This is a genomic window from uncultured Maricaulis sp., from assembly GCF_905480005.1.
GTDB lineage: Bacteria > Pseudomonadota > Alphaproteobacteria > Caulobacterales > Maricaulaceae > Maricaulis.
In genome coordinates, this window is record NZ_CAJQOO010000008.1 from 114,758 (window position 1) to 138,478 (window position 23,721).

Genomic DNA, 23,721 nt, shown 5'->3' on the forward strand with positions numbered 1-23,721 from the left:
GCTCAGAATTCGTCCGGGCGGGCGTCGCGGGCGGCGCGATCGAAAGCCGCATTGATGAATTTCGGCTCGGACCCTTCGAAGAAGGCATTGGCGATCTCGATGTATTCATCGATCACCACACGCGCCGGCACATCCTTGCGATGCATCAGCTCGAATCCCCCGACGCGGAGGATGGCGCGCACGGTCGAGTCGAGGCGTTCCAGCCGCCAGCCTTCAGCCAGCAATGCGTCCATCGCCGGGTCGACCCGGGCCTGCATCTCGACAACACCGCTCACCAGGCTTTCGAAGAAATCCTCGTCGGCCTCGACATAATCAGGCGCTTCGTGATCGCCACCGAAACGATGATCGCGGAATTCCCGGATAACCGCCGCCGCGCCCTGCCCGCTGATCTCCATCTGATAGAGCGCCTGAACGGCAGAGAGGCGTGCAGCCCGACGGAGACGGGCCCGGTTTTCCGATGTGGATTCCTTGCTGGCTGCAGCCATGATCATGCGCTCCTGAAGCGGTTGCGCAGCTCGATCAGCATCATCGCCGCATTGGCTGCATCCGCGCCTTTATTATTGTCGATGGCGCGCTTCAAGGCCTGGGCGCGGTTCTCCACGGTCAGAATACCATTGCCGACAGGGATGGCCCGAAGGTTCAAATCCATGATTCCACGCGCCGATTCACCGCAGACATAGTCATAGTGCGAGGTCTCGCCACGAATGACACAACCCAGCGCGACATAGCCGTCATAGCCGGCTCCGGCCTTTTCGGCCTGGGCAATCGTGCCGGGGATTTCCAGCGCACCGGGGACTTCCACAATGTCAAAGGCAAAGCCCTTGGCCTCGATGGCTTCGCGCGCCCCCTTGATCAGGGCGTCAGCGATGTCGCGGTAGAATGTCCCCGCAATGATCAGGTATTTCGGCGCGCTCATGCGTCACCCTCCGGAAAATGCCGCTCTTCGCGGATAGACAGACCATAGCCCTCAAGGCCGACAATTGTCTGCGGCTTGGTGGTCAGAAGAATCATGTCGCGCACGCCGAGGTCCAGCAGGATCTGCGCGCCGACGCCATACTCGCGCAGGCGGCGGGCCTCGCGCTCGTCCTGAGGCAGGCAGGGATGGGCACCAAGGCGCTCAATGATCGCGGTATGCGAGGTTTCCCGGATAAAGACCATGACGGCCGGGCCGTCGGCCTCGGAAATCGCTCGGATCCCGGCTTCGACCTTCTCGCCACGCGGACCGCTTTCATGGAGGACATCATCAACAAAGCTGACCTTGTGCATGCGCACAGTGGTCGCTTCACCGGCATTGGGCTCACCCTTCACCAAGGCGACATGCTCGGAACCATCCAGCGTATTGCGGAACACGACCAGTTTGAACGGACCGCCCAATTGGGACGTAAACTCGCTCTCGAGACGCCGTTCGATGAAGCGGTCATTCTTGCGACGATAGGCGATCAGGTCGGCAATCGTGCCGATCTTCAACCCGTGCAGCTGGGCAAAGGCGACCAGGTCAGGCAGGCGCGCCATTGACCCGTCTTCATTCATGATCTCGCAGATCACGCCGGACGAACCGGCGCCGGCCAGGCGGGCCACATCGACAGAGGCCTCGGTATGACCGGCCCGGACCAGCACGCCGCCATCGCGGGCGACAAGCGGAAAGACATGGCCCGGTGTGGCAATGTCTTCAGCGCCCTTGGACGGATCCGTCGCCACTTCGATCGTGCGGGCCCGGTCATGGGCTGAAATGCCGGTGGTGACACCCTCGCGCGCCTCGATCGAGGTCGTGAACGCGGTCTGGTGACGCGAGCGGTTATCGCTCGCCATCAGTTTCAGATCGAGCTGGGTGACGCGTTCCTGGCTCATCGCCAGGCAAATCAGGCCGCGCCCGTGCTTGGCCATGAAATTGACCGCATCGGGGGTGGCGAACTTGGCCGGGATGACCAGGTCGCCTTCATTCTCGCGGTCCTCGGCGTCGACAAGGATGAACATGCGCCCATTGCGCGCATCCTCGATAACGTCCTCGATGGGGGAAAGTGGGATGTCGCTCACGCGCGTCTCCAAATATCAGGTCGGCGAAAATTCGCTCAGGCGGGCGGCGTAGCGTGCCATGAGGTCAACCTCAAGATTGACGTGCCCGCCAACTTGCAGCGCGCCCAGTGTGGTGACCTCCGCCGTGTGCGGAATAATCATCAGATCAAAACTGTCGCGGGTCACCGCATTGACGGTTAGGGAGACGCCGTCGACAGTGATCGAGCCCTTCCGCGCAATGAAGCGATTGAGGTCGGAGGGGGGACGCACGGACAGAACCAGCCACTCGCCCTCCTCGCGCAGATCGATCAGCTCACCGAGACCATCGACATGTCCGGTGACCAGATGGCCGCCAAGTTCCTCGCCAATCGCCAGGGCGCGTTCGAGATTGACCGGATCGCCGACCTGCCAGCTTCCCAGCGTGGTCAGGCGCAAGGTCTCCGGCGACACTTCAACAGCGAACCAGCAGCCCTCGGGCATCGCGACGACTTCAACCACCGTCAGGCAAGCTCCGGCATGGGCAATCGATGCACCCAGCGCGATCGTGTCAGCTTCGTAGGGCGCCTCGATCTCGAAGCGGCGCACGCCGTCGCCGCTGATCGCGCGAATGCGGCCTTTCGCCGTGACTATTCCGGTAAACATCAGACTGTCCGTTCGTAGGTTTCCTGCAGGTCAGCGCCGCGTTCCACGACGCCTGTCCGCCTGAAAATGGGGGCGGCGTCGAGGGTCTCAAGGCCCAGAGCTGCGAGAACCGGCAATCCGTCGCCTCCCAGCAGCATTGGCGCCCGGAACCATTCGATACGATCCACCAGCCCGTCACGCACCGCCGAGGCTGCAATCGCGGCGCCCGCCTCGATCATGACGCGCTCATGCCCGGCCATCGCCCGGCCCAGGTCACGATGGGGAATCAGGGTCACGGATCGGTCCCCCCCGTTGAACACGCGGGCCTTCCCGGGCGTGCGTCCCTGACTGTCCATGATGATGATATCGGGCTGGCGCTCGCACCCGCCCTCGGGCCGGGCCGTCAAGTGCGGGTCGTCCGCGAGGATGGTGCCGATACCGGTGAGGATGGCGTCATGAGCCGCGCGCATGCGATGCACAACCGCGCGGCTTTCCGGACCGGTGATCCATTGCGATGCGCCATTGGCCAGCGCGATCCGCCCGTCGAGCGAGGTCGCCAGCTTCAACGTGACACGCGGACGCGCCGCGGCGGTCATTCCTTGTCGTCTTCGCTTGTGCCGAAATGCGCGCTGAGCGCTTCGTCGGTGATGAATTCGCGGAAATCCTCGACCTTGTGGAAATCCTTGTAGACCGAGGCATAGCGAACATAGGCCACGGCATCGAGATTCTTGAGGCCTTCCATGACCAGCTCACCGACCCGGTCTGACGTCACATCGGTCTCGCCCGTCGACTCCAGGCGCCGGACAATACCGGAAATCATCTGATCGATGCGATCCGGCTCGATATTGCGCTTTTGCATGGCCAGCTGGATGGAACGATTCAGCTTGTCACGGTCAAACGGCACCCGCCGCCCCGACTTCTTCATCACGGTCAGCTCGCGCAATTGCACGCGCTCGAATGTGGTGAAACGGGCTGCACAGGACGGACATTGCCGCCGGCGACGAATGGCATTCCCGTCCTCGGCCGGACGGGAATCCTTCACTTGGGTATCGGGATGACCGCAAAAAGGACAACGCATGCGGGTACCCTAGGCCAGTTCGGGATAGATGGGGAAGCGCGCAGTGAGCGCCTTCACCGTCTCGCGAACCTCACCCTCGATCTCCGCATTGCCTTCAGGCTGATCGACCAGCGCATCAAGCACCTTCACCATCAACTCACCGATCAGGGTGAATTCCGCCTCTCCGAAGCCGCGGGTCGTCCCCGCCGGTGAGCCGACGCGCAGACCCGAGGTCACTGTCGGCTTCTCCGGATCGAACGGGACACCATTCTTGTTGCAGGTGATGTAGGCCCGCTCGAGGGCTTCCTCGGCGATATTGCCCTTCAGTCCCTTCGGACGCAGGTCGACGAGCGCCAGATGACTGTCCGTGCCACCGGACACAATGGCATAACCACCATCGGTGATCGCCTTGGACATTGCCTGGCAATTGGCGACGACCTGTTTGACATAATCCTTGAATTCCGGCTGCAGCGCTTCGCCGAAGGCCACCGCCTTGCCGGCGATCACATGCATGAGCGGACCGCCCTGCAGGCCCGGGAAAATCGCGGAATTGAACTTCTTGCCGAGATCGAGATCGTTGGACAGGATCATGCCGCCGCGCGGACCGCGCAAGGTCTTGTGGGTGGTCGTCGTGCAGACATGGGCGTGGGGCATCGGATTGGGGTAGACCCCGCCAGCCACCAGACCGGCGACATGGGCCATATCGACCAGGAGATAGGCGCCAACTTCATCCGCGATCTTGCGGAATTCGGCGAAATCGATCTCGCGCGGATAGGCCGACCCGCCGGCAATAATCAGCTGTGGCTTGACCTCATGAGCCTTGGCCCGGACCGCGTCATAGTCGATCCGCGCATCGCTTTCGCGCACGCCATAGCTTTCAGCCTTGAACCATTTTCCCGACATGTTGGGGCGGGCGCCATGGGTCAGGTGACCACCGGCATCGAGGGACATGCCAAGAATGGTGTCGCCGGGCTTGAGCAGGGCGAGAAAGACACCCTGATTGGCCTGGCTGCCGGAATTCGGCTGGACATTGGCATATTGCGCACCGAAGAGCGCCTTGGCGCGCTCGATGGCGAGTGTCTCGACGACATCGACATGCTCGCAACCGCCATAATAGCGACGCCCCGGATAGCCTTCGGCATACTTGTTGGTCAGCGGCGAGCCCTGCGCCTCCAGCACCGCCCGGGAGACGATATTCTCCGATGCAATCAGCTCGATCTGGCTTTGCTGACGCTGGATTTCCTCATGGATCGCATGCGCCACGTCGCGATCACTCTCGACGATGGACCGGGTGAAAAACGGATTTTCCTGGCTGGCTTCGATCTGGGTATCGGGCATGACGCTTCCTCATCACATTTATCTCGTGTGATAAGGTGCTGCCCCGGGCGGGGCAAGCGGACAATTGGCGCAGCTGCAGGCTCGATCATGCCGAGCCGAGCCAAATCGGATTACTTGAGCAATTCAGCCCACGCTGGTGCGTATGAAACATATTCAATCATACACACTTGAACTCGGTATCAAGTCATAATATCGATCAGGCATTGCAATAATGAATGAAGTCACCACGTGTGACACAAGCAAGACAGCGTATCTTGAAAGGTTCCATAAATGGCCGACGACATGCTCCCCGATATCGACAAGGAAGAATTGCTGCGGATGACGACCGATGTCGTCGCTTCCTATCTCTCGCACAACTCCATGCCGGCCGATAACGTGCCCGACCTGATCAAGTCAGTGCATGCGACGATGAAGGAAGTTTCAGAGTCGGAAGTGAAGCCCGAGCCCAAGACCAAGCCGGCTGTCGCAGTGTCCAAGTCCGTTGCCGACGACTACATCGTCTGCCTCGAGGACGGCAAGAAACTCAAAATGCTCAAGCGCTATTTGCGCTCGCAATACAACATGTCACCGGACGATTACCGCCGGAAATGGAATCTGCCCTCGGACTACCCGATGGTCGCGCCGGCCTATTCGCGCAAGCGGTCGCAATTCGCCAAGGATATTGGTCTGGGACGTGGCAAGAAAGACGGCTAGTCCGACCGGTCTAGACTTCGATACCCCGACGGCCGGACCCTGTGTCCGGCCGTTTTTTATTGGCCGATGCCCGCTTGAGTTTCCAGGCGAGCTTGGCGCGGGCCAGGACATCAATATCAGCCCTTGGCGTCTTGGCGGGAACCTGGAACACGACCTCCTCGGCCGTGGCACCGTCAATGGCGGCCACGCGCAAGGCATTTCCCACTCGCTGGATTTCGACGAAAATCTCGCCGGCCATTCCCCGACCTCGCTTGAGCGAGCCGAATTCAGGCCCGGGCCACCCCGGTCTGTTCACACGCCCGCTCCCAGACATCATCAAGTGCCTCGATGAGCTGGTCAAACATTCCGTCGTCATGCAACGGGCTTGGCGTCAGCCGCAACCGCTCCGTACCGCGCGGCACGGTCGGGTAATTGATCGGCTGGACATAGACGCCATGCTCTTCGAGCAGCATGTCGGAAATACGCTTGCAGAGGACCGGGTCGCCGACCTTGATCGGGACAATATGGGTCTCCGATTCCATGACCGGATAACCGGCCTCGGCGAGCCGCGCCTTCAGGGTCGCCGCACGGTCCTGGTGCGCCTCACGCAGATGATGTGCCGCCTTGAGATATTCCACGCTCGCCCGCGCGCCAGCCGCCAGGGCCGGCGGCAGGGCTGTCGTGAAGATGAAACCCGGCGCCATCGAACGGATCGCATCAACGATCGCGCCATCGGCCGCGATATAACCGCCCATCACACCGAAAGCCTTGCCCAGCGTCCCTTCGACGATATCGATCCGGTCCATGAGGCCTTCGCGCTCCGCAATCCCGGCACCGCGCAGGCCGTAGAGGCCCACCGCGTGCACTTCATCGAGATAGGTCAGCGCGCCATATTTGTCGGCGAGGTCACAGACCGCCTCAAGCGGACCGATATCGCCGTCCATGGAATAGACGGACTCGAAGGCGATGACCTTTGGTGAATCGGCGGGCGCAGCGGCCAGCAATTCTTCCAGATGCTCGAGATCATTATGGCGCCAGATGCGCTTTTCACAGCGCGCACCCTTCACGCCCGCAATCATCGAAGCGTGGTTCAGCTCATCCGAAAACATGATGAGCCCGGGCAGGATCTTGCCGAGGGTCGACAGGGTCGCCTCATTGGCGATGTAACCGGAGGTGAAAAGCAGGGCCGCACTTTTCTGATGCAGGTCGGCGAGCGAACGCTCGAGCTCGACATGATAGTGCGTGGTCCCGGAGATATTGCGCGTGCCGCCGGCGCCCGAACCGACATCATCAATCGCTTTCTTCATCGACTCCACGACACACGGCACCTGGCCCATGCCGAGATAATCATTGGAGCACCAGACAGTAACGTCGCGGACCTTGCCATCCTCGGAGCGCCAGCGCGCCACGGGGAAATCGCCCTTTCGGCGCAGCAGGTCGGCGAAGACGCGATAGCGGCCTTCAGCCTTCACACGACGGACGGCATCCTGAAACGCGGTTTGGTAATCCATGGGGCGGGCCTTTCACGACGTTCACTACATGCCAACCGGACGGTGAGTCGATACATAGTCCGTAATCAGCCGTCCGTATAATGGACGAAGCGCCGCACCCAATGGATTTTGTCACTTGGAGCCGAACAGGCCCTACATCCGGAACCGGATGTGATCTGCCCAGAAACGCTCGATGCGCGCCAGCGCAGTATTGATAGCCGGCATTTGCTCGACATCGACACCACCGACGGGATTCAGGGATGACCCCTGGCGCTCGAACAATTTGTTCAGATGCGCACACACCGCGAAACCGCTATCGGTCAGGCTGACCCGTACCGCGCGGCGATCGACGGCCGAACGCTCGTGCCGGATATAGCCGGCATCGACCAGCTTCTTGAGATTGTAGGACACATTGGAGCCGAGATAATGGCCGCGGGTCCGCAGCTCTCCCGCTGTCAATTCCTGATCACCGATATTGAACAGGAGCAAAGCCTGGACACTGTTCAGATCGTCCAGACCCTCACGGTCGAGCTCGTCCTTGACCACATCGAGCAATTGCCGGTGGAGACGTTCCACCAGTTGAAGAAGCTCAAGATAATCGGAACTCGGCGCCGCCTCCGGTGCCACGCTTTCTGCCATCGCCATCACACACACTCCAACCGATCTTTGATGATCGTTATATTGCTTACGTTGATGACGTTAGCGGCAAAGCGCGAAAATCCCCTTAACAGGCTTGGTTAAATTGGTGTCAACGCTTGGCCCAGCTGCCATCCAGCAGTTTGTAGATACCCGAGAAGTCCGCCGATCCACCGCCAAGATTGTCGAACATCGCATAGAGCGCCTCGGCCTGGGCACCCAGCGGCGTGGTGGCGCCGGCACTCTGTGCCGCGTCCTGCGCCAGCTTGAGATCCTTGAGCATCATCGCCGTGGCAAAGCCCGGCTGGTAGCCATTATTGGCCGGTGTGGTCGGGATCGGCCCCGGGACCGGGCAATAGGCCGTCATCGACCAGGACTGGCCGGAGGCCTTGGACGAAATGTCGAAAAAGTTCTGCTGGTCCAGACCGAGCTTCTCGGCCAGCGCGAAGGCCTCACACGTGCCGATCATGGTGATGGCCAGCAGCATATTGTTGCAGATCTTGGCGGCCTGGCCGGCGCCGACCTCACCTGCCCGGATCACCGCCTTGCCCATCGCGTCGAGAAGGGGTTCAGCCGCCGCGAAATCGCCCTCACTGCCGCCGACCATGAAAGTCAGCGTACCGCCCTGGGCCGCTGCCACACCGCCGGAAACCGGTGCATCGACAAAGCGGAACCCCTTCTCCACTGCCAGCCCCCCGACATGGCGGGCGCTGTCGACATCAATGGTGGAGCAATCGAGGAAGAGCGTGCCCGGCGCGGCGGCGTCGAAAATCTGCCCCTCATAAACACCGCGCACATGCTTACCTGCGGGCAGCATGGTCACCACCGCGTCCGAGCCGGAAACGGCCTCCGGCGCGCTGGCAGCGGCCAAAGCGCCCTGCCCGACCGCTTGCGCGACGGCATCGGCGCTGAGATCAAAGGCGTGAACCTCATGCCCGGCCTTGACCAGATTGGCGGCCATGCCGGATCCCATATTTCCAAGTCCGATAAAGGCGATGCGGGCCATGTTGATCTCCCCGTTTATGGTGGTGTTCTTTGTGGTGTCTTATTGGTGGTCTTTGTGCGGTGTCCGTCAGGCCTCGTCGAGAAAGCTCATCTCATGGGCCGCATCGAGCGACGCGAAGGCCTTTTCGATCTCGCTGTCAGCCGCGACCGGTGACCATTTCGGTGCCTGGTCCTTGTCGATGATCACGGCCCGCACACCCTCGTAGAAATCGGTTCCGGTCAGGCACCAGCTGGAGACCCGCAAGTCCTGGCGCATCACATCCTCGAAGGAGAGATCAGCGCCCTTGCGCAGGCAGGCCAGCGTCAGCTTCAGGGCTGTCGGAGACTTGGTGCCGAGGATTTTCGCCTGCTTGGCCGACCAGGCGTCACCCGCCGCTTCGATCCGGGCGAGGATGTCGTCCACACTGTCGCCGGCAAAGGCTGCATCGATCAGGCCGCCGGTCACCGAAAGGTCGCTATCACCCGGATCACCGGAGAATTCCTCCAGCAGGACTTCCAGCGCGTCTTCGCCGCTAAGGTCGGCGCTCTCGAGCGCCTCGATGAGCGCATCATACTGGCCGGACGGGCAGTAGTGCGTTGCCAGACCCGCCGCGACGCAGTCGGGTGCCTTCAGGCGCGCACCGGTGAGGCCCATCCAGATGCCGATTTCGCCAGCGAGGCGCGGCAGGAAATAGGCACCGCCGACATCGGGGTGAAAGCCGATACCGGTTTCCGGCATGGCCAGCATGGTGCGATCGCCAGCGACACGGTGTGAGCCATGAACCGACACCCCGACACCGCCGCCCATGGTGATACCGTCAATCAGGGCGACATAGGGTTTGGGATAGTGATGGATCAGCGTGTTGAGGCGATACTCATCGCGCCAGAACAACCAGGCCTGATCATCCCCGGCCTTGCCGCTGTCATGCAGTTTGAGAATATCCCCGCCAGCGCAGAACCCCTTCTCCCCGGCCCCGTCGACCACGATGACCTGCACGTCATCATCATCACGCCAGGCTTCCAGCGCCTCGATCATCGACAGGCACATGCCATGGGTGAGCGCATTGAGCGCCTTGGGACGATTGAGCGTGATCCGGCCAATCTGGCCGATCTTGCGGGCGATGATTTCGGGTTGGTCGGTCATGTTGGCTCCGCTCTACTCACTCAGGTCGTGACAGGGGATGGCGTGCGCGCGGGCTGCGGTCAACAGGGCGCGATCACGGGAGACCAGTTCGGCTTCCGATTCCACAGCGAGGGCGAGATAGGCCGCGTCAAACAGGCTCAGGTCCAGATCGACCGCCAGCGGTGCGAGTCCGAAAATCTCGCGCGCCGAGCGGGATCGGGAGAACGCGATTCCCAACTCATCGAGGAGTGCCATCGCACTCTCGAACTCCAGCGAACCGGCCCGGGCAAAGCGCCGGAAGAGATTGGCCATCTCCCAGGCGAAGACATCCGGGGCGATGAGGTCATAAGCGACGAGCCGCGAGGCAAAGCCCGCGCTGCGTGGTCCGGACTGTGACGCAACGAACCAGCTGATCGCAGCCGACGCATCGACAACGAGCCGGGTCATTTCCTCATCTCGTCCTTCAGCTCGTCCCAGGACAAACTGTCCAGGTCCGGCGCCGCCTTCTGGCTGTCGCGAAACGCCTTCAGCCGTGCCGCCAATGTCTCGCCCGACAGGCGCGGCGCTTCGGCGTAGGCCACATCCTTAGACAGGACCGCCACACGCTTGCCATAACGGGTGATTGCGATCGGCCCCTCACCCTGTTCGATCATCTCGAGCAGGGCGGAGAGCCGGGTCTTGGCTTCCAGTACACCAACTTCGATCATGGCTTTCTCCTGACCAGAATTATGGTCAGATCATAACGCAAAACCGGGTACCGAAAAACATTTCCCTACTTCATCACATCCTTCGCAATGATCACGCGCATGATCTCATTCGTGCCTTCCAGGATCTGGTGGACGCGGAGATCGCGGACGATGCGTTCGAGCGGATAGTCCTGGAGATAGCCATAGCCGCCATGCAGCTGCAGGGCCTGGTTGGCGACGTCGAAACAGGTGTCGGTCGCAAAGCGTTTGGCCATGGCGCAATACTTGGCGGCTGACGGGTCGCCGGCATCGATGGCCGCCGCGCCGCGATAGAGCATCATGCGCGAGGCTTCGAGCTCGGTCGCCATGTCGGCCAGCTTGAACTGGGTGACCTGGAATTGCCCGATCTCGCGGCCGAACTGCTTGCGCGTGCCGACATAGTCTTTCGCCAGCTCGAAGGCCTCGGTCGCCCCGCCCAGTGAGCAGGCCCCGATATTGATGCGGCCGCCATTCAGGCCCTTCATGGCGAGGGTGAAACCCATCCCCTCTTCCGCCAGCAAATTGGCGGCGGGCACACGGCAATCCTCGAAGGTGACGACACGGGTCGGCTGGGCATTCCAGCCCATCTTCTTCTCATTGGCCCCAAAGGAGAGGCCCGGCGTGTCCTTCTCGACCACAATGGTCGAGATGCCTTTCGGTCCGTCACCGCCGGTGCGGCACATGACGACGTAATAATCCGAGGTGCCCGCGCCCGAGATGAAGGCCTTGGAACCGTTCAGGACGTAATCATCACCATCGCGCACAGCTTTGGTGCGCAGCTGGGCCGCGTCCGACCCGGCGCCCGGCTCGGTCAGGCAATAGGAGGCGATCTTTTCCATTGTCATCATGCCGGGCAGGAAGCGCTGGCGCTGCTCCTCATTGCCCCAGCTGTCGATCATCCAGGCGCACATATTGTGGATCGACAGGAAGGCGGCGGTCGGCACGCAGCCACGCGACAGCTCCTCAAAGATGATCGCGGCATCAAGGCGCGACAGGGCCGATCCGCCGACGTCTTCGCGCGTATAGATCCCGGCAAAACCGAGCTCGGCGGCCTCGCGCATGACCTCGACGGGGAAGTATTTCTCTTCGTCCCATTTGGCCGCATGGGGCTTCAAGCGGTCCTCGGCGAATTTTCTCGCCATGTCGCGGATCAGGGTCTGATCTTCTGTGAGAGCGAAATCCACAGCAGCACTCCTGTTGCTATTCGGTTGTTTGGCGGACAAATCTTGTCCGACGGCTTCGGCCGGAGCCGTAACGCGGGTTTGCCGCGGCGGCAAGTTTGATATGTCATTGCAGACGAAGAAGACCAGAGGCCGACATGTATCCCAATACCCGCCTTCGCCGCACCCGCCAGGCCGACTGGTCACGCCGCCTCGTGCGGGAAAACACCCTGTCGGTGAATGACCTCATCTGGTCGGTCATTGTTTCGGACACGGCGGATCCGGTCGAGCCGGTCGCCGCCATGCCCGGCGTGGAACGCCTCTCCCTCGCTGCACTGGCGAAGGCCGCGAAGGATGCCCAGGCCCTGGGCATTCCGGCGATGGCGATCTTCCCGCATATCGATCCGGCCAAGAAAGACGATGCCGGTTCCGAAGCGCTGAACGCTGACGGCCTGGTGCCCAATGCCATCCGCACCATCAAGGATGCCGCCCCCGATCTCGGCGTGATCTGCGATGTCGCCCTCGACCCCTTCACCACGCACGGTCATGACGGCATTTTGCAGGGCGACCGGATCGCCAATGACGAGACCGTCGATCGCCTGGTTGAACAGGCCCTGGTCCAGGCCGATGCAGGCTGCGATGTGGTCGCCCCGTCGGATATGATGGATGGCCGGATCGGTGCCATCCGCGAAGCGCTGGAAGGCGAAGGTCATCACGACACGATGATCCTGTCCTATGCCGCCAAATACGCGTCGGGCTTTTACGGCCCCTATCGCGAGGCGATCGGCTCGGCGGCCGCACTCAAGGGCGACAAGCAGACCTATCAGATGGACCCGTCCAATCGCGATGAATGCCTGCGTGAGGTCGAACTCGACATCGCCGAGGGCGCCGACATGGTCATGGTCAAGCCCGGCCTGCCCTATCTCGACATCGTCCGCGCCCTCTCCGACACCTTCCCCGTTCCGGTCTATGCCTTCCAGGTCTCCGGCGAGTACGCAATGATCGAAGCCGCTGCCGCCAATGGCTGGATTGATGGCGACCGGGTGATGATGGAAAGCCTGCTGGCGTTCAAGCGTGCGGGGGGTGCGGGGGTGATCACGTATTTTGCGAAGCGGGCGGCGATGAAACTGGCGGGTTAGGAAGAGCTGAAGTCTCTAAAGCTCTATTGCTTCCCATCCGTCGCATGGTAACGACGCAAGAGTTCATCGAGGCGCTCAAGCTGGCGCAGGACTTGGGGGTCGTTAGGAAAAGCTTGTTCCAATTCCCCGTTTCTGGCGCCGCCACGGCTTAAATGAAGGATCGCTTCGCTACGGTCCCCAACGTTCAGATACGCCTCAGCTAAGAACAACTCGTACTCGGCCAGTTTTTCAAGATACGTTCTCAGGTCCCTGCGCTGCATGTCGGCGGTCTGGAGGGCCCGGACAGCATTGTCGGCCGCGTCTCGCATCCCCACGACATCAGTGGTTGCCAATTCGATGTGCGCGACCTGCATCCATGCGAGAAATTGGAGAGTCGGGATCTCAATGTCATCGGGACGCAACTCGACCAGGCGAGCGAAAATACGCGCAGCTTCGGTAGTCCAGGTAATGGCCTGATCGCCAGGCGGGATGGATTGCTGAAGCAGGATCAATGCAACGGCCCGGAACATCAGAACGGTCTGATTTGGGGCTTCCTGATCAACGATGCCTGCGGTCTCATACACAATATTTTGTATTCTTTGCCGCCCAGCCTCGCCCTGCCGATTGAAAATCACCAAGGCGGCCTCGGGTGAAGGCGCCGTCAGTACGACACTCAGAGCATCGCGATAAGAAGCCATGTCCCGAGCGAAATCCGGATCTGCCCGACTGATCTCTTCGATAACCGCCCGCCTGGCATCCACAAGCTCTGCCTCCAAGGCTCGCAACTCAGAGGTTGGTACCCCACGAATCCGCGATACCTCCAGTGCGGCACCAAGTCTTTCGGCTTCAGCTTGGCTTGCCCACTCGCGCCGAGCCTGTTGGGCGCGACGACTGCTGGACTGGTACATCAGATCGATCAGATCATTCTCGATATTGATATCGGACTCATCGACAGTCATCGCGGAGCGTGCGTTCGCCGCTGACGACCAGGCCGAGTTCATTGCGAGCACCAGAACCAACGCAATTACCCGCATGTTTCGATTTCCTCAGTCCGTCGCGCCGCCAATTGACAATCAACTGGGCCGTCATACCGGCAAACCGATCCACCCGATCGATTGACACACTGCAAAGCGTCGTCTCGGACGATCGCATCATGCAAACGGAACCGGCCCGACAGGAGAAGCGTGCTGCATTGCCCTAGCGCATCGTCGCGCGCACGCGCGAAAGCTTCGACTCTAGCCTCCTCAAGACTCGATGAAATGTGATCGCCATAACCCAGAACAACTTCGACAGGCGCGTCGCGCGGCGACCAGATTTCCCGTTCAGCGGTCTGCCGCGCGGCGAGTAAATCCGCTGCCCCGCTTCGGTAAGCACCGTCCGGAAAGCGACTGACATGATCCCGTATCGCCTCGCAACTGCTTTCAGGCCGAGCCGCCCAAGCGATCCTTTCTTCCGCACTCGGCTGTCCGCCTACCCCTGCATTGCCGCAAATGTCAGAGATCGCAGGCTGAAAAACCGGCGCACGGCAAACAGACGAATCTTGCGATGAAATATCCTGATAGAGGAACCATGCCACTGTGATCACCGCCCCGATAGGAAGTAACTTCAGTACGTGTCGAAAGCGCCCCATAGTCCCTCTTCCCCGATCCGCCTCGCACAATCTGAACGGCGAAAGTCGGCCATGCAAGTCGACAGCGTAAAGTTGATAACTTCTAGCTCAGATTAGGCGCTGCCAGGGGGCTCGCGACATACAAATTCAAGCAATAACGAGGACAGTCGGCCCACCCGATCTCGACATCGTCCGCGCTCACCCCGCCATAAATCCCTTGCCGGGAGAAAGCCGTATCCGGTTCTTGAGCTCAAGGGTTTCAACCGCGGAGCGGCGCTTCGCGCCCTTGACCTCAAGAACCGGATACGGCCCGCTGGCTGACACGTGATTTAAGGTCGGCTCCGCGCGAGGCGCTGGCCCGGGCCAAATCGCGACATCCGGCACGCCTCTGCGTTTCTGGATCCCGGATCTGCGCCCTGATCAGGTCAGGGCTCTGTCCGGAGTGACCGAGTGATGTGAGGCGATGTGGAGCGGCGCGTGTACCGCAAACCTGTCAGCGTCCCGCAAACGCTGTAGTCTCGGCCCAGCCTTCACCAACGCCCGGACCTGCCCATGACCGCCCCGACCCGCACGACCCTCACCGTCCAGGCGATGCATGCCATCGACCAGATTACCGGGGCCGTCATTCCGCCAATCCATCCGGCAACGACCTATGCCCGCGGCGCCGACAATCAGCTGATCGGCGAGCAGGATTATCGCCGCCCCTCCGGTCCGACCGAGAAACAGGCGGCCCGGGTAATGGCCATGCTGGAAGACGCGCCCGAAGCGAAACTCTTCTCCTCGGGCATGGCGGCGATTGCCGCGGTAATCGAAAGCGTGCCAACAGGGGGGCATGTGATCGCCCAGACCGAGATGTATTACGGCGCCAAATTGCTGCTTCAGCGGGCGGTGGCGAAACAGCGGATCACGCTCGATCTCGTCGCCCCGGGCGATCTGCCTGCCCTCACCGCGGCCGCGCGACCCGACACCGATCTGATCTGGATCGAGAGCCCGGCCAATCCGTCCTGGGCAGTCGTCGACATTGCCGGGGCGGCGGAGATTGCCCACGCCGTCGGCGCGACATTGGGGGTGGATTCCACCTGCGCGCCGCCTTGCACCACCCAGGCCCTGGCGCTTGGCGCCGATATCGTCATGCATTCGGCAACCAAATATCTCAATGGACATTCCGACGTGCTCGCCGGCGTACTCGCCACACGGGAGACCGATCCACGCTGGGAAGAGATCGGCGAGATCCATTCCAAGACCGGTGCTGTCCCCGGCGCCTTCGAGACCTGGCTGCTGATGCGCGGCCTGCGCACGCTCTGGGTCCGCTTCGAGCGCCAGAGCGCCAGCGCACTGGCCATCGCCGAGGCGCTGCAGGCAGATGCCGGGCTTGAGGCCGTGCTCTATCCGGGCCTGCCGGGTCATCCCGGTCATGCCGTCGCGACCCGTCAGATGACGAACGGCTTTGGCGGCATGCTCTCGCTGCACATTGCCGGCGGCCATGAGGCAGCGGCCCGGTTTGCCGCCGCGACAAAACTCTTCACCCAAGCGACATCGCTGGGCGGCGTCGAGAGCCTGATCGAGCATCGCAAGCCGATCGAGGGACCGGACAGCCCAGTGGCCGATAATCTGGTGCGCTTGTCTGTGGGGCTGGAGGATCCGGCTGACCTGCTCGCCGATCTTCGCGAGGCGCTTGCGGGCAGTCCCAATGCGGTTTAGCACTCGAAGCTTCAACATCTGGAGCGTTTATGCGCCGCCTTTCTGATTCCTGATACGGCCAGCCCGTCCTTTGACCGGGCAGGCTGGCTTGATTGAAGACCGTTTGCGCCAACCATCGCGAACGAACGCTACTTCTTTATCAGGAACAAGATATTGCAAGACTTATCGAAAGTAACACTTCGGCCGGCGACGCTGGCCGATGCCGACCCGCTTGAAGCGCTGTCCGCGCGCACCATCCGGGTCAGATACCCCGACATCATCGGCGCCGAGACCGTCGAGGGCTATATCGCCTCCGGCGCGATCGCCGCCTATTATCGCGACAATGTCGCAACCCTCATCGTGGCTGAGTATGAGGGGGTGCGGGTCGGCGCCTGTGCCACCAAGCCGGGACGGATCGATTTGATGATGGTCGATCTCGATCATCATCGCGCAGGGATCGGCGCAATCATGCTCGACCACGGCGAGACCGCCTTGTTCCGCAATAGCGACCGGATCGTGCTCGACTGCTTTCGGGACAATGACCAGGCACGGCGCTTCTATGCCAAGCATGGATGGCGCAATGGCCGCCTCTTCACCGATCAAGAAAGCGGCATAGACATGATCGAACTCACCAAGGCCAGACCGGTCGGGTCTCCCGCCTGACCTGACTGCCGGATACCCCGCGGTGCGCAAATGCGCCGCGGGGCTTCAATTGGCCAGAGCGGGCCGCGTTTTGCCAGTCAGTCACCCAGCTTGATGGCCGGCAAGGACCATTTGAACTGGATCGCACAGCCGCGCAGAACCAGCGCCAGCAAAGCAGATCCAAGCGTGACCAAGCTGGGATTGAGGCCCAGCGTCATCCCGCCGACATAGGCGGCGGCACCGGCGAGGGCCGCGAGCGCATAGATATCCTCACGCAGGACCAGCGGCACGTCATTGACGATAATGTCACGCAGCAGACCGCCAAAGGCGGCACTCATCATTCCGGTCAACAGCGCGATGGTCCAATGAGCCCCGGCGGCCAGGCCGGCCTGGGCGCCCAGCACGCAGAACACTGACAGTCCGATGGCATCGGCCCAGATCAGGGCGGCACGCCGCGTCGCAAAGGCCTGCGCCCAGGGCGAGGTGAAATAGCCCAGCAACGCCCCGAAGACCGCGACGGCCAGATAGGTCGGCTCGGCGATCCAGTAGACCGGCAGGGAACCGAGCAGGATGTCTCGCAATGTTCCGCCACCCATGCCGGTCACGGCGCCGATAATAGCCGCACCAAAGGGATCAAGCGCCTTGCGGGCTGCCAGCATGCCGCCGGAATAGGCGAAGAAACCGATACCGGCATAGTCGAGAAGGATGAAGAGGAGTTCGATGCTCACGCCGGGCTCGAAGCGGGTTTCTGGTGGTTACGCAAAGCCCGTCTGGCCTGTTCCAGTTTCAACAGGTCCGCCAGATCGCGCGCGCGCCAGGCTGCCGCCATCATGATCCCGCTGAAGACCATCCACGCGCCAATGATGAAGACCAGCGTATCAAGACGTTCAAATCCAAGCTGTTGCCAGATAGTCGGATCCAGCTCGGAAATACCGAACACGGCAGCAACAGGGATGGACACGATCAGCAGGGCCGTCGACCGGAATATCCGCTCGGCCCGTTCAGCGTTGAGCTGCGCCCACGCCGCCAGGAAGTCGATTTGTGCGTCATCAAGCCCGCCGAGCAGGCCCAGACCGAGCTTCCAGTGCCGGGTCCGCATCAGGGTCGACATCTGGTCATTGGTCAGTTGATAGAGCATGCGCCGGGTGAAGCTTGCGAACACGATCAGACGCCAGACCGCGAACAAACCGGTCAGCCGTTTCCACACACCCATCACCACCGGATCATTGGCGATATAGCCCTTCGGTTCGCTCATGCCTTGCTCCCGCTCTCCGGACGCTCAAGACGGGCGATCAGCGAGGACGTGTCCCAGCGATTGCCGCCCATGGCCTGGACGTCGGCGTAGAATTGATCGACCTGGGCAGCGACCGGCAGCGTGGCGCCATTACGGCGGGCCTCGTCCAGGGTGATGCGGAGGTCCTTGCGCATCCAGTCAATGGCGAAGCCATAGTCGAACTTGCCGGCGACCATGGTCTCCCACCGATTCTCCATCTGCCAGGACTGGGCCGCGCCCTTCGAGATCGCCCCGATCACCAGAGCCGGATCGAGACCGGCGCGCTGGGCGAAGTGCAGGCCTTCGGACAGGCCCTGGACAATACCGGCGATACAGATCTGGTTGACCATTTTGGCCAGCTGCCCGGACCCGGCCGGACCAATCAGCGAGATCGCCTTGGCATAACTGTCCATCACCGGTTCAGCCGCGGCGAATGTGTCCGCCTCGCCGCCACACATGATGGTCAGCTGCCCGGTCTCGGCCCCGGCCTGCCCGCCGGATACGGGCGCATCGACAAAGCCGATCCCGGCATCACGGGCCTCGATGTCCAGCTCGCGGGCGAGTTCGGCGGACGCGGTCGTGTGATCAATGAGAACGGCGCCCGGCTTCATGGCGGGGATGGCCTGCTCGGCCACGCGGCGCACATCCGGATCATCGCCCAGGCACATGAGGACGAAGTCCGCATCGCTGACCGCGGCCTCGACGGTTTCTGCCGCCGTGCCGGGATGGCGCCCGGCCCAGTCGCCAGCCTTGCGCGTCGTGCGGTTCCAGACGGTTACCTCATGTCCCGCGCCGGCCAGATGGCCCGCCATCGGGAAACCCATCACACCGAGACCCAGAAATGTGCAGCGTGCCATTGCGCTCTCCCCAATCACCTGCCCCCTTGCTAGTCTCGACGCGAATGGGGAGCAAGTCATCATGATCAAACGTGTTCTGCGCTATCTCGGCTGGGCCGCGGGAGGACTGGTCGCGCTTGTCCTCGTCGCTGCCCTGTTCATCGGCAATCGCCTGTACGCCTCCCTGCCGCAAACAAGCGGCGTGATCGAGATGGCCGGGCTGGAGGCCGAGGCCAGTATTGTGCGGGATGGTCACGGCGTGCCGCACATCTTCGCCGAGACCGATCATGACGGTTTCTACGCCATGGGGGTCGCCCACGCCCAGGACCGGCTCTGGCAGATGGAAATCACGCGGCGGGCCCTACGCGGCCGTCTCGCGGAGATTCTCGGCGAACCCGGCCTCGAGACGGATATCTTCTTCCGCACAATGGGGCTGGGGCCCGCCTCCGATACGGCCATTGCCAATCTGCCCGCCGACATCCAGGCCGCGCTGGTTGCCTATACAAACGGCGTCAATGCGGTGATGAGCGCACCGGGCTTCGTCCCGCCGCCGGAATTCCAGATCCTGATGTTTGAGCCCGAACCCTGGCAGCCGGCCGACACGGTCGTGGTCTACAAGGCGATCGCACTCGACCTGTTCGGCAATGCCTTCCAGGAACCGCGCATGGCCGCCCTCATCGCCCAGCTCGGCGAGCAGCGCACGGCCGAGTTCATCGGCCGCTATCCCGACGATGCTCCGCGCTCCCTGACCATGGCCGATATCGGCATCGAGGCCACGACCCTGCCCCCGGCCGACGAGCCGGCGCCGATCATGGGGCCGGAGGACACCGGCCGCGACGGCTCGAACAACTGGGTCCTGGCCGGCTCCCGCACCACAAGCGGACTGCCCATTCTCGGCAATGATCCGCATCTGGGGCTGGCCGCGCCGGCGATCTGGTATCTGGCCCGACTGACAACACCGGAGGGCTCCGTTGTCGGCGCCACCCTGCCCGGCACGCCTTTCGTGACGCTGGGGCGGACAGACGAGATCGCCTGGGGGTTCACCAATACCGGCCCGGATGTCGGCGATCTTCATGCGGTCACCGAGGCCGAGGTCACCGGTCAGCGCGAGGAATATATCCGCGTACGCTTCGGCGATGACGTCACCATCCAGCGCCGCGAGACCGCGACCGGGCCCGTCCTCGATCCGGCCCATTTCAGCTATCCTGTCCCCGAGGGCAGCGACTTCTTCGCACTGCAATGGATGCTCGACGAGCCCGATGACGCCACGGCGGGCGTCGGCCTTCACATTATCGAGGCCGATGAATGGGATGATTTCGTGAATGCCATTCGCGGTTTCGTCGCCCCCCAGCAAAGCATGGTCTTCGCCGACCGGGACGGCGATATCGGTTTTTACGCGCCGGCGCGCATTCCCGTTCGCGACGCGGACGGCAATTGGGTCTCGACCATCCCCTTCGAGGACCTGCCCCACACCCTCAATCCGGATCGCGGCTTCGTCGCCACCGCCAACAACAAGATCGTTCCCGACGACTATCCGCATTATCTGACGTCGGAATGGTATGGCGTCTCGCGCATTCGCCGGATCTATGACGGCATCAATGCCCAGCCCGTCCATGACCTGGACAGTCTTCAGGCCTTGCAGGTCGATACGGTCAATGACACCGCCCTGCGACTCCTGCCTGTCCTGCTCGAGGCGGAACCGCAGACCGATGCGGGCCGGGCAGCGCTTGCCCTGCTGGCTGACTGGGACGCCGACATGGCCGTCGACCGGGCCGAACCGCTGATCTATTCGGCCTGGATGCGCGCGCTCAGCGCGCAGATTTACGCCGATGAGCTCGGCGATCTGTTCTCCGGCTGGCACGGTGATCGCCGAATTTTCATGATGGACGTCCTGACCGGCGATCTGGGTCATTGGTGTGACGATACCACCACCGATCAGACCGTCACCTGCCACGACCTCACCGGCCCCGCGCTGGACCAGGCCATGGCCACCACAATGCGGGCCTATGGCGATGATTTTGACGCCTGGCGCTGGGGCGATGTGCACTATGCCCGCCACGCCCATCGGCCATTCTCGGACTTTCCCGTCCTGTCGGACTGGTTCACCATCGAGACACCGGTTCCCGGCGATGGGTCAACGGTCAATGTCGCGCATTATTCCTACCGCACACCGGGCTATGACGTCTTCCACGGTGCTTCCTATCGCGCGCTCTACGACATGGCCGAACCGGATAGCTCGCGCTTCATGATCACGACCGGCCAGTCCGGCAATGTCATGTCACCGCACTATGACGATCTGGCGCCACTCTGGGGACGCGGGGAATATATCGAGATCCCGACCGGCTGGACCCTGGAGACCCGCCCGGAAGGCGTATCGGTTCTGACGCTTCAGCCCGGTTCGCAATAGGTCGACCGGTAGAAGACCAGGGCGGGGACATCACGCGGCGTGTCGAGATCGATCACGCGGCCAAGAAGAATATCATGGTCCCCGCCGGGATGGACCGCCTCGGCGCGGCAGGTGAAGCGCGCGACGGCGCCCTCGATCAATGGCACGGTATCGCCCTGCCAGCCGGTGCGGCACTGCGCCAGATCGGCTTCCAACGCACAGGCATGGGCCAACCCGGCCTGATCGGCGGCCAGGACATTCACGCCCCAATGGGTGGCATTCTCGAAAATGCCATAGCGCTCGCTCGAGCGTTCGATTGACCAAAGCACAAGCGGCGGGTCGAGCGAGACAGAGGCGAAGGAGTTCACGGTCATGCCCAGTGCCTTCCCATCAAGGAAAGCAGTCACCACGGCGACGCCGGTGGGGTAACGCCCGAGGGCGTCGCGAAATGATCGGCTGTCGGCCAAGTGATATCCTTTGTACTCGCGAAGCGGTCCGCTTTCGAAACCGGACCTTAACGCTAACGGTCTACAAGACGCGAAGGTAAATAAACAAGGTGGGTGGACATGGCAGCCTCGGATCAGCCGATTGTCATCAAGAAAGTCATCAAGGGCGGCGGCGGCGGACACCATGGTGGCGCCTGGAAAGTCGCCTACGCCGACTTTGTCACCGCGATGATGGCCTTCTTCCTCCTCATGTGGCTCATCAATACCACCACACCGGAACAAAAGCGCGGCATTGCCGACTATTTCGCGCCGGCCAGCGTGTCCCCGTCCAACTCCGGTTCCGGCGCTCCGCTCGCGGGCACCTCCCCTGGCGATGACGGCGTCCAGGGATCGGGCGACAGCTCCATGCGCCAGCGCCTGGCACCGACCGCGCCGCAGCTCAATGATCGCGACCGCCAACAATCACCGGAAGGGTCGCCGGAAGCGGCCGAACAGGAATCCGACATCATGGCGTCGGCCCTGGCGGAAGCGCAGCAGCGCCGCGATGCGGCCGAACTGCACTCCGCTGCCATGTCGTTGCGTCAGGCCATGCAGGACATGCCGGAACTGGCCGAGCTCTCCAATCACGTCCTCATCGAGGAGACGCCGGAAGGCCTGCGTATCCAGCTGGTCGACCAGGAAGGCCGTCCGATGTTCGATCCGGGTGCGGTTGTCCCCAATGATCGTGCCGTGACCCTGCTGCGCGCCGTTGCCCGCATCGCCGAGCGCCTGCCGAACCGCCTGTCCATTGCCGGTCACACCGACAGCGCACCGTCCGAGCCGAACGCGACCTACACCAATTGGGAATTGTCCGCCGATCGTGCCAATGCTGCGCGGTCAGTCCTGCAGCGCGCCGGAATTTCCGACGACCGCGTCTATGAAGTGCGTGGCAAGGCCGGGTCCGAGCCGCTGTATCCGGACGACCCCTACATGCCAGGCAATCGCCGCATCTCGGTTGTGTTGCTGCGCGAAGCGCCGGTCATGCCAAACGGTCACGAACTCTAGGCGACAGAGAGCTCTCCAGCGAGTTTCTCGAAGGCTTGCGTCCAGCCGCCCTCGCCGGCGCTGCCGGTCGGGACGCCAACATGGGTCATGATCATGACCGTGTTCCCGTCGCGCTCGGCGAGATCGACAATCACCTCGGTAATGTCCGGCGTCCCCGGCGGCATGCCCATTGCGGCCGGCGACAGGATATTACCGTCCGGGTCGCACATGCTCTCCGTGTATCGAAGCCGGTTTGGCGCCGCCAATTCCTTGAAGACACCGGTGAACCACATCGTCATCGAGCGATCCGGTGCCTGCATCACCATGCAGACTTTCCGGACCCCGCCGACATTCAGATCCATCTCGGCGACCGGAACGGAGAAACCTTTCGGCCCATACCAGGTCCTGAACAGGTCGGGATCCGTCCACATCCGCCAGACCGTGTCGATCGGCGCCTCGAGCACACGCTCGACCCTCACCCAGTTCTGATCATCCGTCGTCATTGTTTTTCCCTTCCTCCACCGCGCCAATCATGCGGGTCATTGTGTCAAATCGTGCCTGCCATATCTGGCCGTATTGGGACGTCCAATCGGCTGCGGCCACGAGCGGCTCGGCGTTCAGCCGGCAAGGTCGGAACTGGGCGCGCCGGCCACGCGTGATCAGGCCTGCCGCCTCCAGAACGCGCAGATGTTTCGAGATAGCGGGCAGGCTCATGGCGAACGGCTCTGCCAATTCGTTGACGGTCGCGTCCGCCTCGGCCAGCCGTTCGATCAATCGACGGCGAACCGGATGAGCGAGGGCCGAGAAGACGTTGTCGAGATGCGCTGGCTCAGTCATGCCCCCTTATTAAACCAATTGATTATTAAACCAAGTCAGAAAATACAGGAAG

Annotated in this window: 28 protein-coding genes; 6 read left to right on the forward strand and 22 right to left on the reverse strand. The window is 62.2% G+C overall.

The window, feature by feature from the left end:
• Positions 1-2: 2 nt before the first annotated feature.
• From nusB to glyA, 7 genes are read right to left on the reverse strand one after another with little or no spacing between them, the layout of a single operon-like run.
• Positions 3-485 carry a transcription antitermination factor NusB gene (gene nusB / locus QZ266_RS01330; RefSeq protein ID WP_295690949.1) on the reverse strand — a complete coding sequence of 161 codons (483 nt, stop codon included), beginning with the start codon at positions 483-485 and terminating at the stop codon, positions 3-5.
• A gap of 2 nt (positions 486-487) precedes the next feature.
• Complete coding sequence (gene ribH / locus QZ266_RS01335; protein ID WP_295690950.1) at positions 488-916, reverse strand: 6,7-dimethyl-8-ribityllumazine synthase; 429 nt, start codon at positions 914-916, stop codon at positions 488-490.
• Entirely contained in the window at positions 913-2,034 is a 1,122-nt protein-coding gene (gene ribB, locus QZ266_RS01340; RefSeq protein WP_295690953.1) for a 3,4-dihydroxy-2-butanone-4-phosphate synthase, read from the reverse strand. The genes ribH and ribB overlap by 4 nt, the downstream gene beginning before the upstream one ends.
• Before the next feature lie 15 nt (positions 2,035-2,049).
• Positions 2,050-2,655, reverse strand: a complete 606-nt coding sequence (locus QZ266_RS01345; protein ID WP_295690954.1) for a riboflavin synthase — start codon at positions 2,653-2,655, stop codon at positions 2,050-2,052.
• Entirely contained in the window at positions 2,655-3,230 is a 576-nt protein-coding gene (locus tag QZ266_RS01350; RefSeq protein ID WP_295690956.1) for a RibD family protein, read from the reverse strand. Before QZ266_RS01350 ends, QZ266_RS01345 begins: the two co-directional genes overlap by 1 nt.
• Positions 3,227-3,712 (reverse strand): transcriptional regulator NrdR, encoded by a 486-nt coding sequence (gene nrdR, locus QZ266_RS01355; RefSeq protein ID WP_295690958.1) that lies wholly within the window; start codon positions 3,710-3,712, stop codon positions 3,227-3,229. Before nrdR ends, QZ266_RS01350 begins: the two co-directional genes overlap by 4 nt.
• Positions 3,713-3,721: 9 nt before the next feature.
• Positions 3,722-5,029 (reverse strand): serine hydroxymethyltransferase, encoded by a 1,308-nt coding sequence (glyA, locus tag QZ266_RS01360; protein WP_295690960.1) that lies wholly within the window; start codon positions 5,027-5,029, stop codon positions 3,722-3,724.
• Positions 5,030-5,299: 270 nt separating this feature from the next.
• On the opposite strand from glyA, the gene QZ266_RS01365 reads away from it, so the two are divergent.
• Complete coding sequence (locus QZ266_RS01365; RefSeq protein ID WP_295690963.1) at positions 5,300-5,722, forward strand: MucR family transcriptional regulator; 423 nt, start codon at positions 5,300-5,302, stop codon at positions 5,720-5,722.
• A gap of 10 nt (positions 5,723-5,732) precedes the next feature.
• Here QZ266_RS01365 and QZ266_RS01370 read toward each other — a convergent pair whose 3' ends face one another.
• The 8 genes from QZ266_RS01370 to QZ266_RS01405 form a co-directional block, all read right to left on the reverse strand.
• Complete coding sequence (locus QZ266_RS01370; protein WP_295690964.1) at positions 5,733-5,960, reverse strand: hypothetical protein; 228 nt, start codon at positions 5,958-5,960, stop codon at positions 5,733-5,735.
• A gap of 28 nt (positions 5,961-5,988) precedes the next feature.
• Positions 5,989-7,212, reverse strand: a complete 1,224-nt coding sequence (gene hemA / locus QZ266_RS01375; protein WP_295690965.1) for a 5-aminolevulinate synthase — start codon at positions 7,210-7,212, stop codon at positions 5,989-5,991.
• A gap of 132 nt (positions 7,213-7,344) precedes the next feature.
• On the reverse strand, positions 7,345-7,836 hold the full coding sequence (locus QZ266_RS01380; RefSeq protein WP_295690967.1) for a MarR family transcriptional regulator: 492 nt from the start codon (positions 7,834-7,836) through the stop codon (positions 7,345-7,347).
• 103 nt (positions 7,837-7,939) lie between these two features.
• A complete protein-coding gene (gene mmsB / locus QZ266_RS01385) occupies positions 7,940-8,851 on the reverse strand; it encodes a 3-hydroxyisobutyrate dehydrogenase (RefSeq protein ID WP_295691032.1) in 912 nt (303 codons plus the stop codon).
• A gap of 48 nt (positions 8,852-8,899) precedes the next feature.
• Positions 8,900-9,955, reverse strand: a complete 1,056-nt coding sequence (locus QZ266_RS01390) for an enoyl-CoA hydratase/isomerase family protein (protein WP_295690969.1) — start codon at positions 9,953-9,955, stop codon at positions 8,900-8,902.
• 12 nt (positions 9,956-9,967) lie between these two features.
• Positions 9,968-10,381, reverse strand: a complete 414-nt coding sequence (locus tag QZ266_RS01395) for a type II toxin-antitoxin system VapC family toxin (RefSeq protein ID WP_295690971.1) — start codon at positions 10,379-10,381, stop codon at positions 9,968-9,970.
• Positions 10,378-10,641: a type II toxin-antitoxin system Phd/YefM family antitoxin gene (locus tag QZ266_RS01400; protein ID WP_295690973.1), complete on the reverse strand. Its 264-nt coding sequence runs from the start codon at positions 10,639-10,641 to the stop codon at positions 10,378-10,380. Before QZ266_RS01400 ends, QZ266_RS01395 begins: the two co-directional genes overlap by 4 nt.
• 65 nt (positions 10,642-10,706) lie before the next feature.
• The gene (locus tag QZ266_RS01405) at positions 10,707-11,843 is read right to left on the reverse strand and encodes an isobutyryl-CoA dehydrogenase (RefSeq protein ID WP_295690975.1); all 1,137 of its coding nucleotides are present in this window, start codon (positions 11,841-11,843) and stop codon (positions 10,707-10,709) included.
• A gap of 134 nt (positions 11,844-11,977) precedes the next feature.
• Here QZ266_RS01405 and hemB point away from each other — a divergent pair, with 134 nt between their 5' ends.
• The gene (hemB, locus tag QZ266_RS01410) at positions 11,978-12,958 is read left to right on the forward strand and encodes a porphobilinogen synthase (RefSeq protein ID WP_295690978.1); all 981 of its coding nucleotides are present in this window, start codon (positions 11,978-11,980) and stop codon (positions 12,956-12,958) included.
• 23 nt (positions 12,959-12,981) lie between these two features.
• Here the strand turns inward: hemB and QZ266_RS01415 are convergent, their stop codons facing one another.
• Positions 12,982-13,971, reverse strand: a complete 990-nt coding sequence (locus tag QZ266_RS01415) for a hypothetical protein (protein WP_295690981.1) — start codon at positions 13,969-13,971, stop codon at positions 12,982-12,984.
• A gap of 1,127 nt (positions 13,972-15,098) precedes the next feature.
• Here QZ266_RS01415 and QZ266_RS01420 point away from each other — a divergent pair.
• Positions 15,099-16,247: a PLP-dependent aspartate aminotransferase family protein gene (locus QZ266_RS01420; RefSeq protein WP_295690985.1), complete on the forward strand. Its 1,149-nt coding sequence runs from the start codon at positions 15,099-15,101 to the stop codon at positions 16,245-16,247.
• 153 nt (positions 16,248-16,400) lie between these two features.
• Positions 16,401-16,889: a GNAT family N-acetyltransferase gene (locus QZ266_RS01425; protein WP_295690987.1), complete on the forward strand. Its 489-nt coding sequence runs from the start codon at positions 16,401-16,403 to the stop codon at positions 16,887-16,889.
• Positions 16,890-16,966: 77 nt separating this feature from the next.
• On the opposite strand, the gene QZ266_RS01430 is transcribed toward QZ266_RS01425, so the two are convergent.
• Genes QZ266_RS01430 through QZ266_RS01440 form a run of 3 tightly spaced genes read right to left on the reverse strand, consistent with a single transcriptional unit; the run spans position 16,967 to position 18,998 of the window.
• On the reverse strand, positions 16,967-17,596 hold the full coding sequence (locus tag QZ266_RS01430; protein WP_295690989.1) for a trimeric intracellular cation channel family protein: 630 nt from the start codon (positions 17,594-17,596) through the stop codon (positions 16,967-16,969).
• Positions 17,593-18,123 (reverse strand): hypothetical protein, encoded by a 531-nt coding sequence (locus QZ266_RS01435; RefSeq protein WP_295690990.1) that lies wholly within the window; start codon positions 18,121-18,123, stop codon positions 17,593-17,595. Before QZ266_RS01435 ends, QZ266_RS01430 begins: the two co-directional genes overlap by 4 nt.
• Positions 18,120-18,998: an NAD(P)-dependent oxidoreductase gene (locus QZ266_RS01440; protein ID WP_295690991.1), complete on the reverse strand. Its 879-nt coding sequence runs from the start codon at positions 18,996-18,998 to the stop codon at positions 18,120-18,122. The genes QZ266_RS01435 and QZ266_RS01440 overlap by 4 nt, the downstream gene beginning before the upstream one ends.
• 61 nt (positions 18,999-19,059) lie before the next feature.
• On the opposite strand from QZ266_RS01440, the gene QZ266_RS01445 reads away from it, so the two are divergent.
• Positions 19,060-21,384, forward strand: coding sequence for a penicillin acylase family protein (locus tag QZ266_RS01445; RefSeq protein ID WP_295690994.1), 2,325 nt, complete (start codon positions 19,060-19,062; stop codon positions 21,382-21,384).
• Here the strand turns inward: QZ266_RS01445 and QZ266_RS01450 are convergent.
• The gene (locus QZ266_RS01450) at positions 21,366-21,830 is read right to left on the reverse strand and encodes a flavin reductase family protein (protein WP_295690997.1); all 465 of its coding nucleotides are present in this window, start codon (positions 21,828-21,830) and stop codon (positions 21,366-21,368) included. The two genes, QZ266_RS01445 and QZ266_RS01450, sit on opposite strands and share 19 nt — an antisense overlap.
• 99 nt (positions 21,831-21,929) lie before the next feature.
• Here QZ266_RS01450 and QZ266_RS01455 point away from each other — a divergent pair, with 99 nt between their 5' ends.
• Positions 21,930-22,853: a flagellar motor protein MotB gene (locus tag QZ266_RS01455; RefSeq protein WP_295690999.1), complete on the forward strand. Its 924-nt coding sequence runs from the start codon at positions 21,930-21,932 to the stop codon at positions 22,851-22,853.
• Here the strand turns inward: QZ266_RS01455 and QZ266_RS01460 are convergent.
• Together QZ266_RS01460 and QZ266_RS01465 are read right to left on the reverse strand one after the other, a co-directional pair.
• Complete coding sequence (locus QZ266_RS01460) at positions 22,850-23,335, reverse strand: SRPBCC domain-containing protein (RefSeq protein WP_295691002.1); 486 nt, start codon at positions 23,333-23,335, stop codon at positions 22,850-22,852. The genes QZ266_RS01455 and QZ266_RS01460 overlap by 4 nt on opposite strands.
• Positions 23,322-23,669, reverse strand: coding sequence for a helix-turn-helix transcriptional regulator (locus QZ266_RS01465; RefSeq protein ID WP_295691003.1), 348 nt, complete (start codon positions 23,667-23,669; stop codon positions 23,322-23,324). The genes QZ266_RS01460 and QZ266_RS01465 overlap by 14 nt, the downstream gene beginning before the upstream one ends.
• Positions 23,670-23,721 lie beyond the last annotated feature (52 nt).

Coding starts and splice junctions, on each gene's coding strand:
- nusB (WP_295690949.1), bottom strand. CDS start 485: ATGGCTGCAGCCAGCAAGGAATCCACATCGGAAAACCGGGCCCGTCTC.
- ribH (WP_295690950.1), bottom strand. CDS start 916: ATGAGCGCGCCGAAATACCTGATCATTGCGGGGACATTCTACCGCGAC.
- QZ266_RS01345 (WP_295690954.1), bottom strand. CDS start 2,655: ATGTTTACCGGAATAGTCACGGCGAAAGGCCGCATTCGCGCGATCAGC.
- QZ266_RS01350 (WP_295690956.1), bottom strand. CDS start 3,230: ATGACCGCCGCGGCGCGTCCGCGTGTCACGTTGAAGCTGGCGACCTCG.
- nrdR (WP_295690958.1), bottom strand. CDS start 3,712: ATGCGTTGTCCTTTTTGCGGTCATCCCGATACCCAAGTGAAGGATTCC.
- glyA (WP_295690960.1), bottom strand. CDS start 5,029: ATGCCCGATACCCAGATCGAAGCCAGCCAGGAAAATCCGTTTTTCACC.
- QZ266_RS01365 (WP_295690963.1), top strand. CDS start 5,300: ATGGCCGACGACATGCTCCCCGATATCGACAAGGAAGAATTGCTGCGG.
- QZ266_RS01370 (WP_295690964.1), bottom strand. CDS start 5,960: ATGGCCGGCGAGATTTTCGTCGAAATCCAGCGAGTGGGAAATGCCTTG.
- hemA (WP_295690965.1), bottom strand. CDS start 7,212: ATGGATTACCAAACCGCGTTTCAGGATGCCGTCCGTCGTGTGAAGGCT.
- QZ266_RS01380 (WP_295690967.1), bottom strand. CDS start 7,836: ATGGCGATGGCAGAAAGCGTGGCACCGGAGGCGGCGCCGAGTTCCGAT.
- QZ266_RS01390 (WP_295690969.1), bottom strand. CDS start 9,955: ATGACCGACCAACCCGAAATCATCGCCCGCAAGATCGGCCAGATTGGC.
- QZ266_RS01395 (WP_295690971.1), bottom strand. CDS start 10,381: ATGACCCGGCTCGTTGTCGATGCGTCGGCTGCGATCAGCTGGTTCGTT.
- QZ266_RS01400 (WP_295690973.1), bottom strand. CDS start 10,641: ATGATCGAAGTTGGTGTACTGGAAGCCAAGACCCGGCTCTCCGCCCTG.
- hemB (WP_295690978.1), top strand. CDS start 11,978: ATGTATCCCAATACCCGCCTTCGCCGCACCCGCCAGGCCGACTGGTCA.
- QZ266_RS01415 (WP_295690981.1), bottom strand. CDS start 13,971: ATGCGGGTAATTGCGTTGGTTCTGGTGCTCGCAATGAACTCGGCCTGG.
- QZ266_RS01420 (WP_295690985.1), top strand. CDS start 15,099: ATGACCGCCCCGACCCGCACGACCCTCACCGTCCAGGCGATGCATGCC.
- QZ266_RS01435 (WP_295690990.1), bottom strand. CDS start 18,123: ATGAGCGAACCGAAGGGCTATATCGCCAATGATCCGGTGGTGATGGGT.
- QZ266_RS01440 (WP_295690991.1), bottom strand. CDS start 18,998: ATGGCACGCTGCACATTTCTGGGTCTCGGTGTGATGGGTTTCCCGATG.
- QZ266_RS01445 (WP_295690994.1), top strand. CDS start 19,060: ATGATCAAACGTGTTCTGCGCTATCTCGGCTGGGCCGCGGGAGGACTG.
- QZ266_RS01455 (WP_295690999.1), top strand. CDS start 21,930: ATGGCAGCCTCGGATCAGCCGATTGTCATCAAGAAAGTCATCAAGGGC.
- QZ266_RS01460 (WP_295691002.1), bottom strand. CDS start 23,335: ATGACGACGGATGATCAGAACTGGGTGAGGGTCGAGCGTGTGCTCGAG.
- QZ266_RS01465 (WP_295691003.1), bottom strand. CDS start 23,669: ATGACTGAGCCAGCGCATCTCGACAACGTCTTCTCGGCCCTCGCTCAT.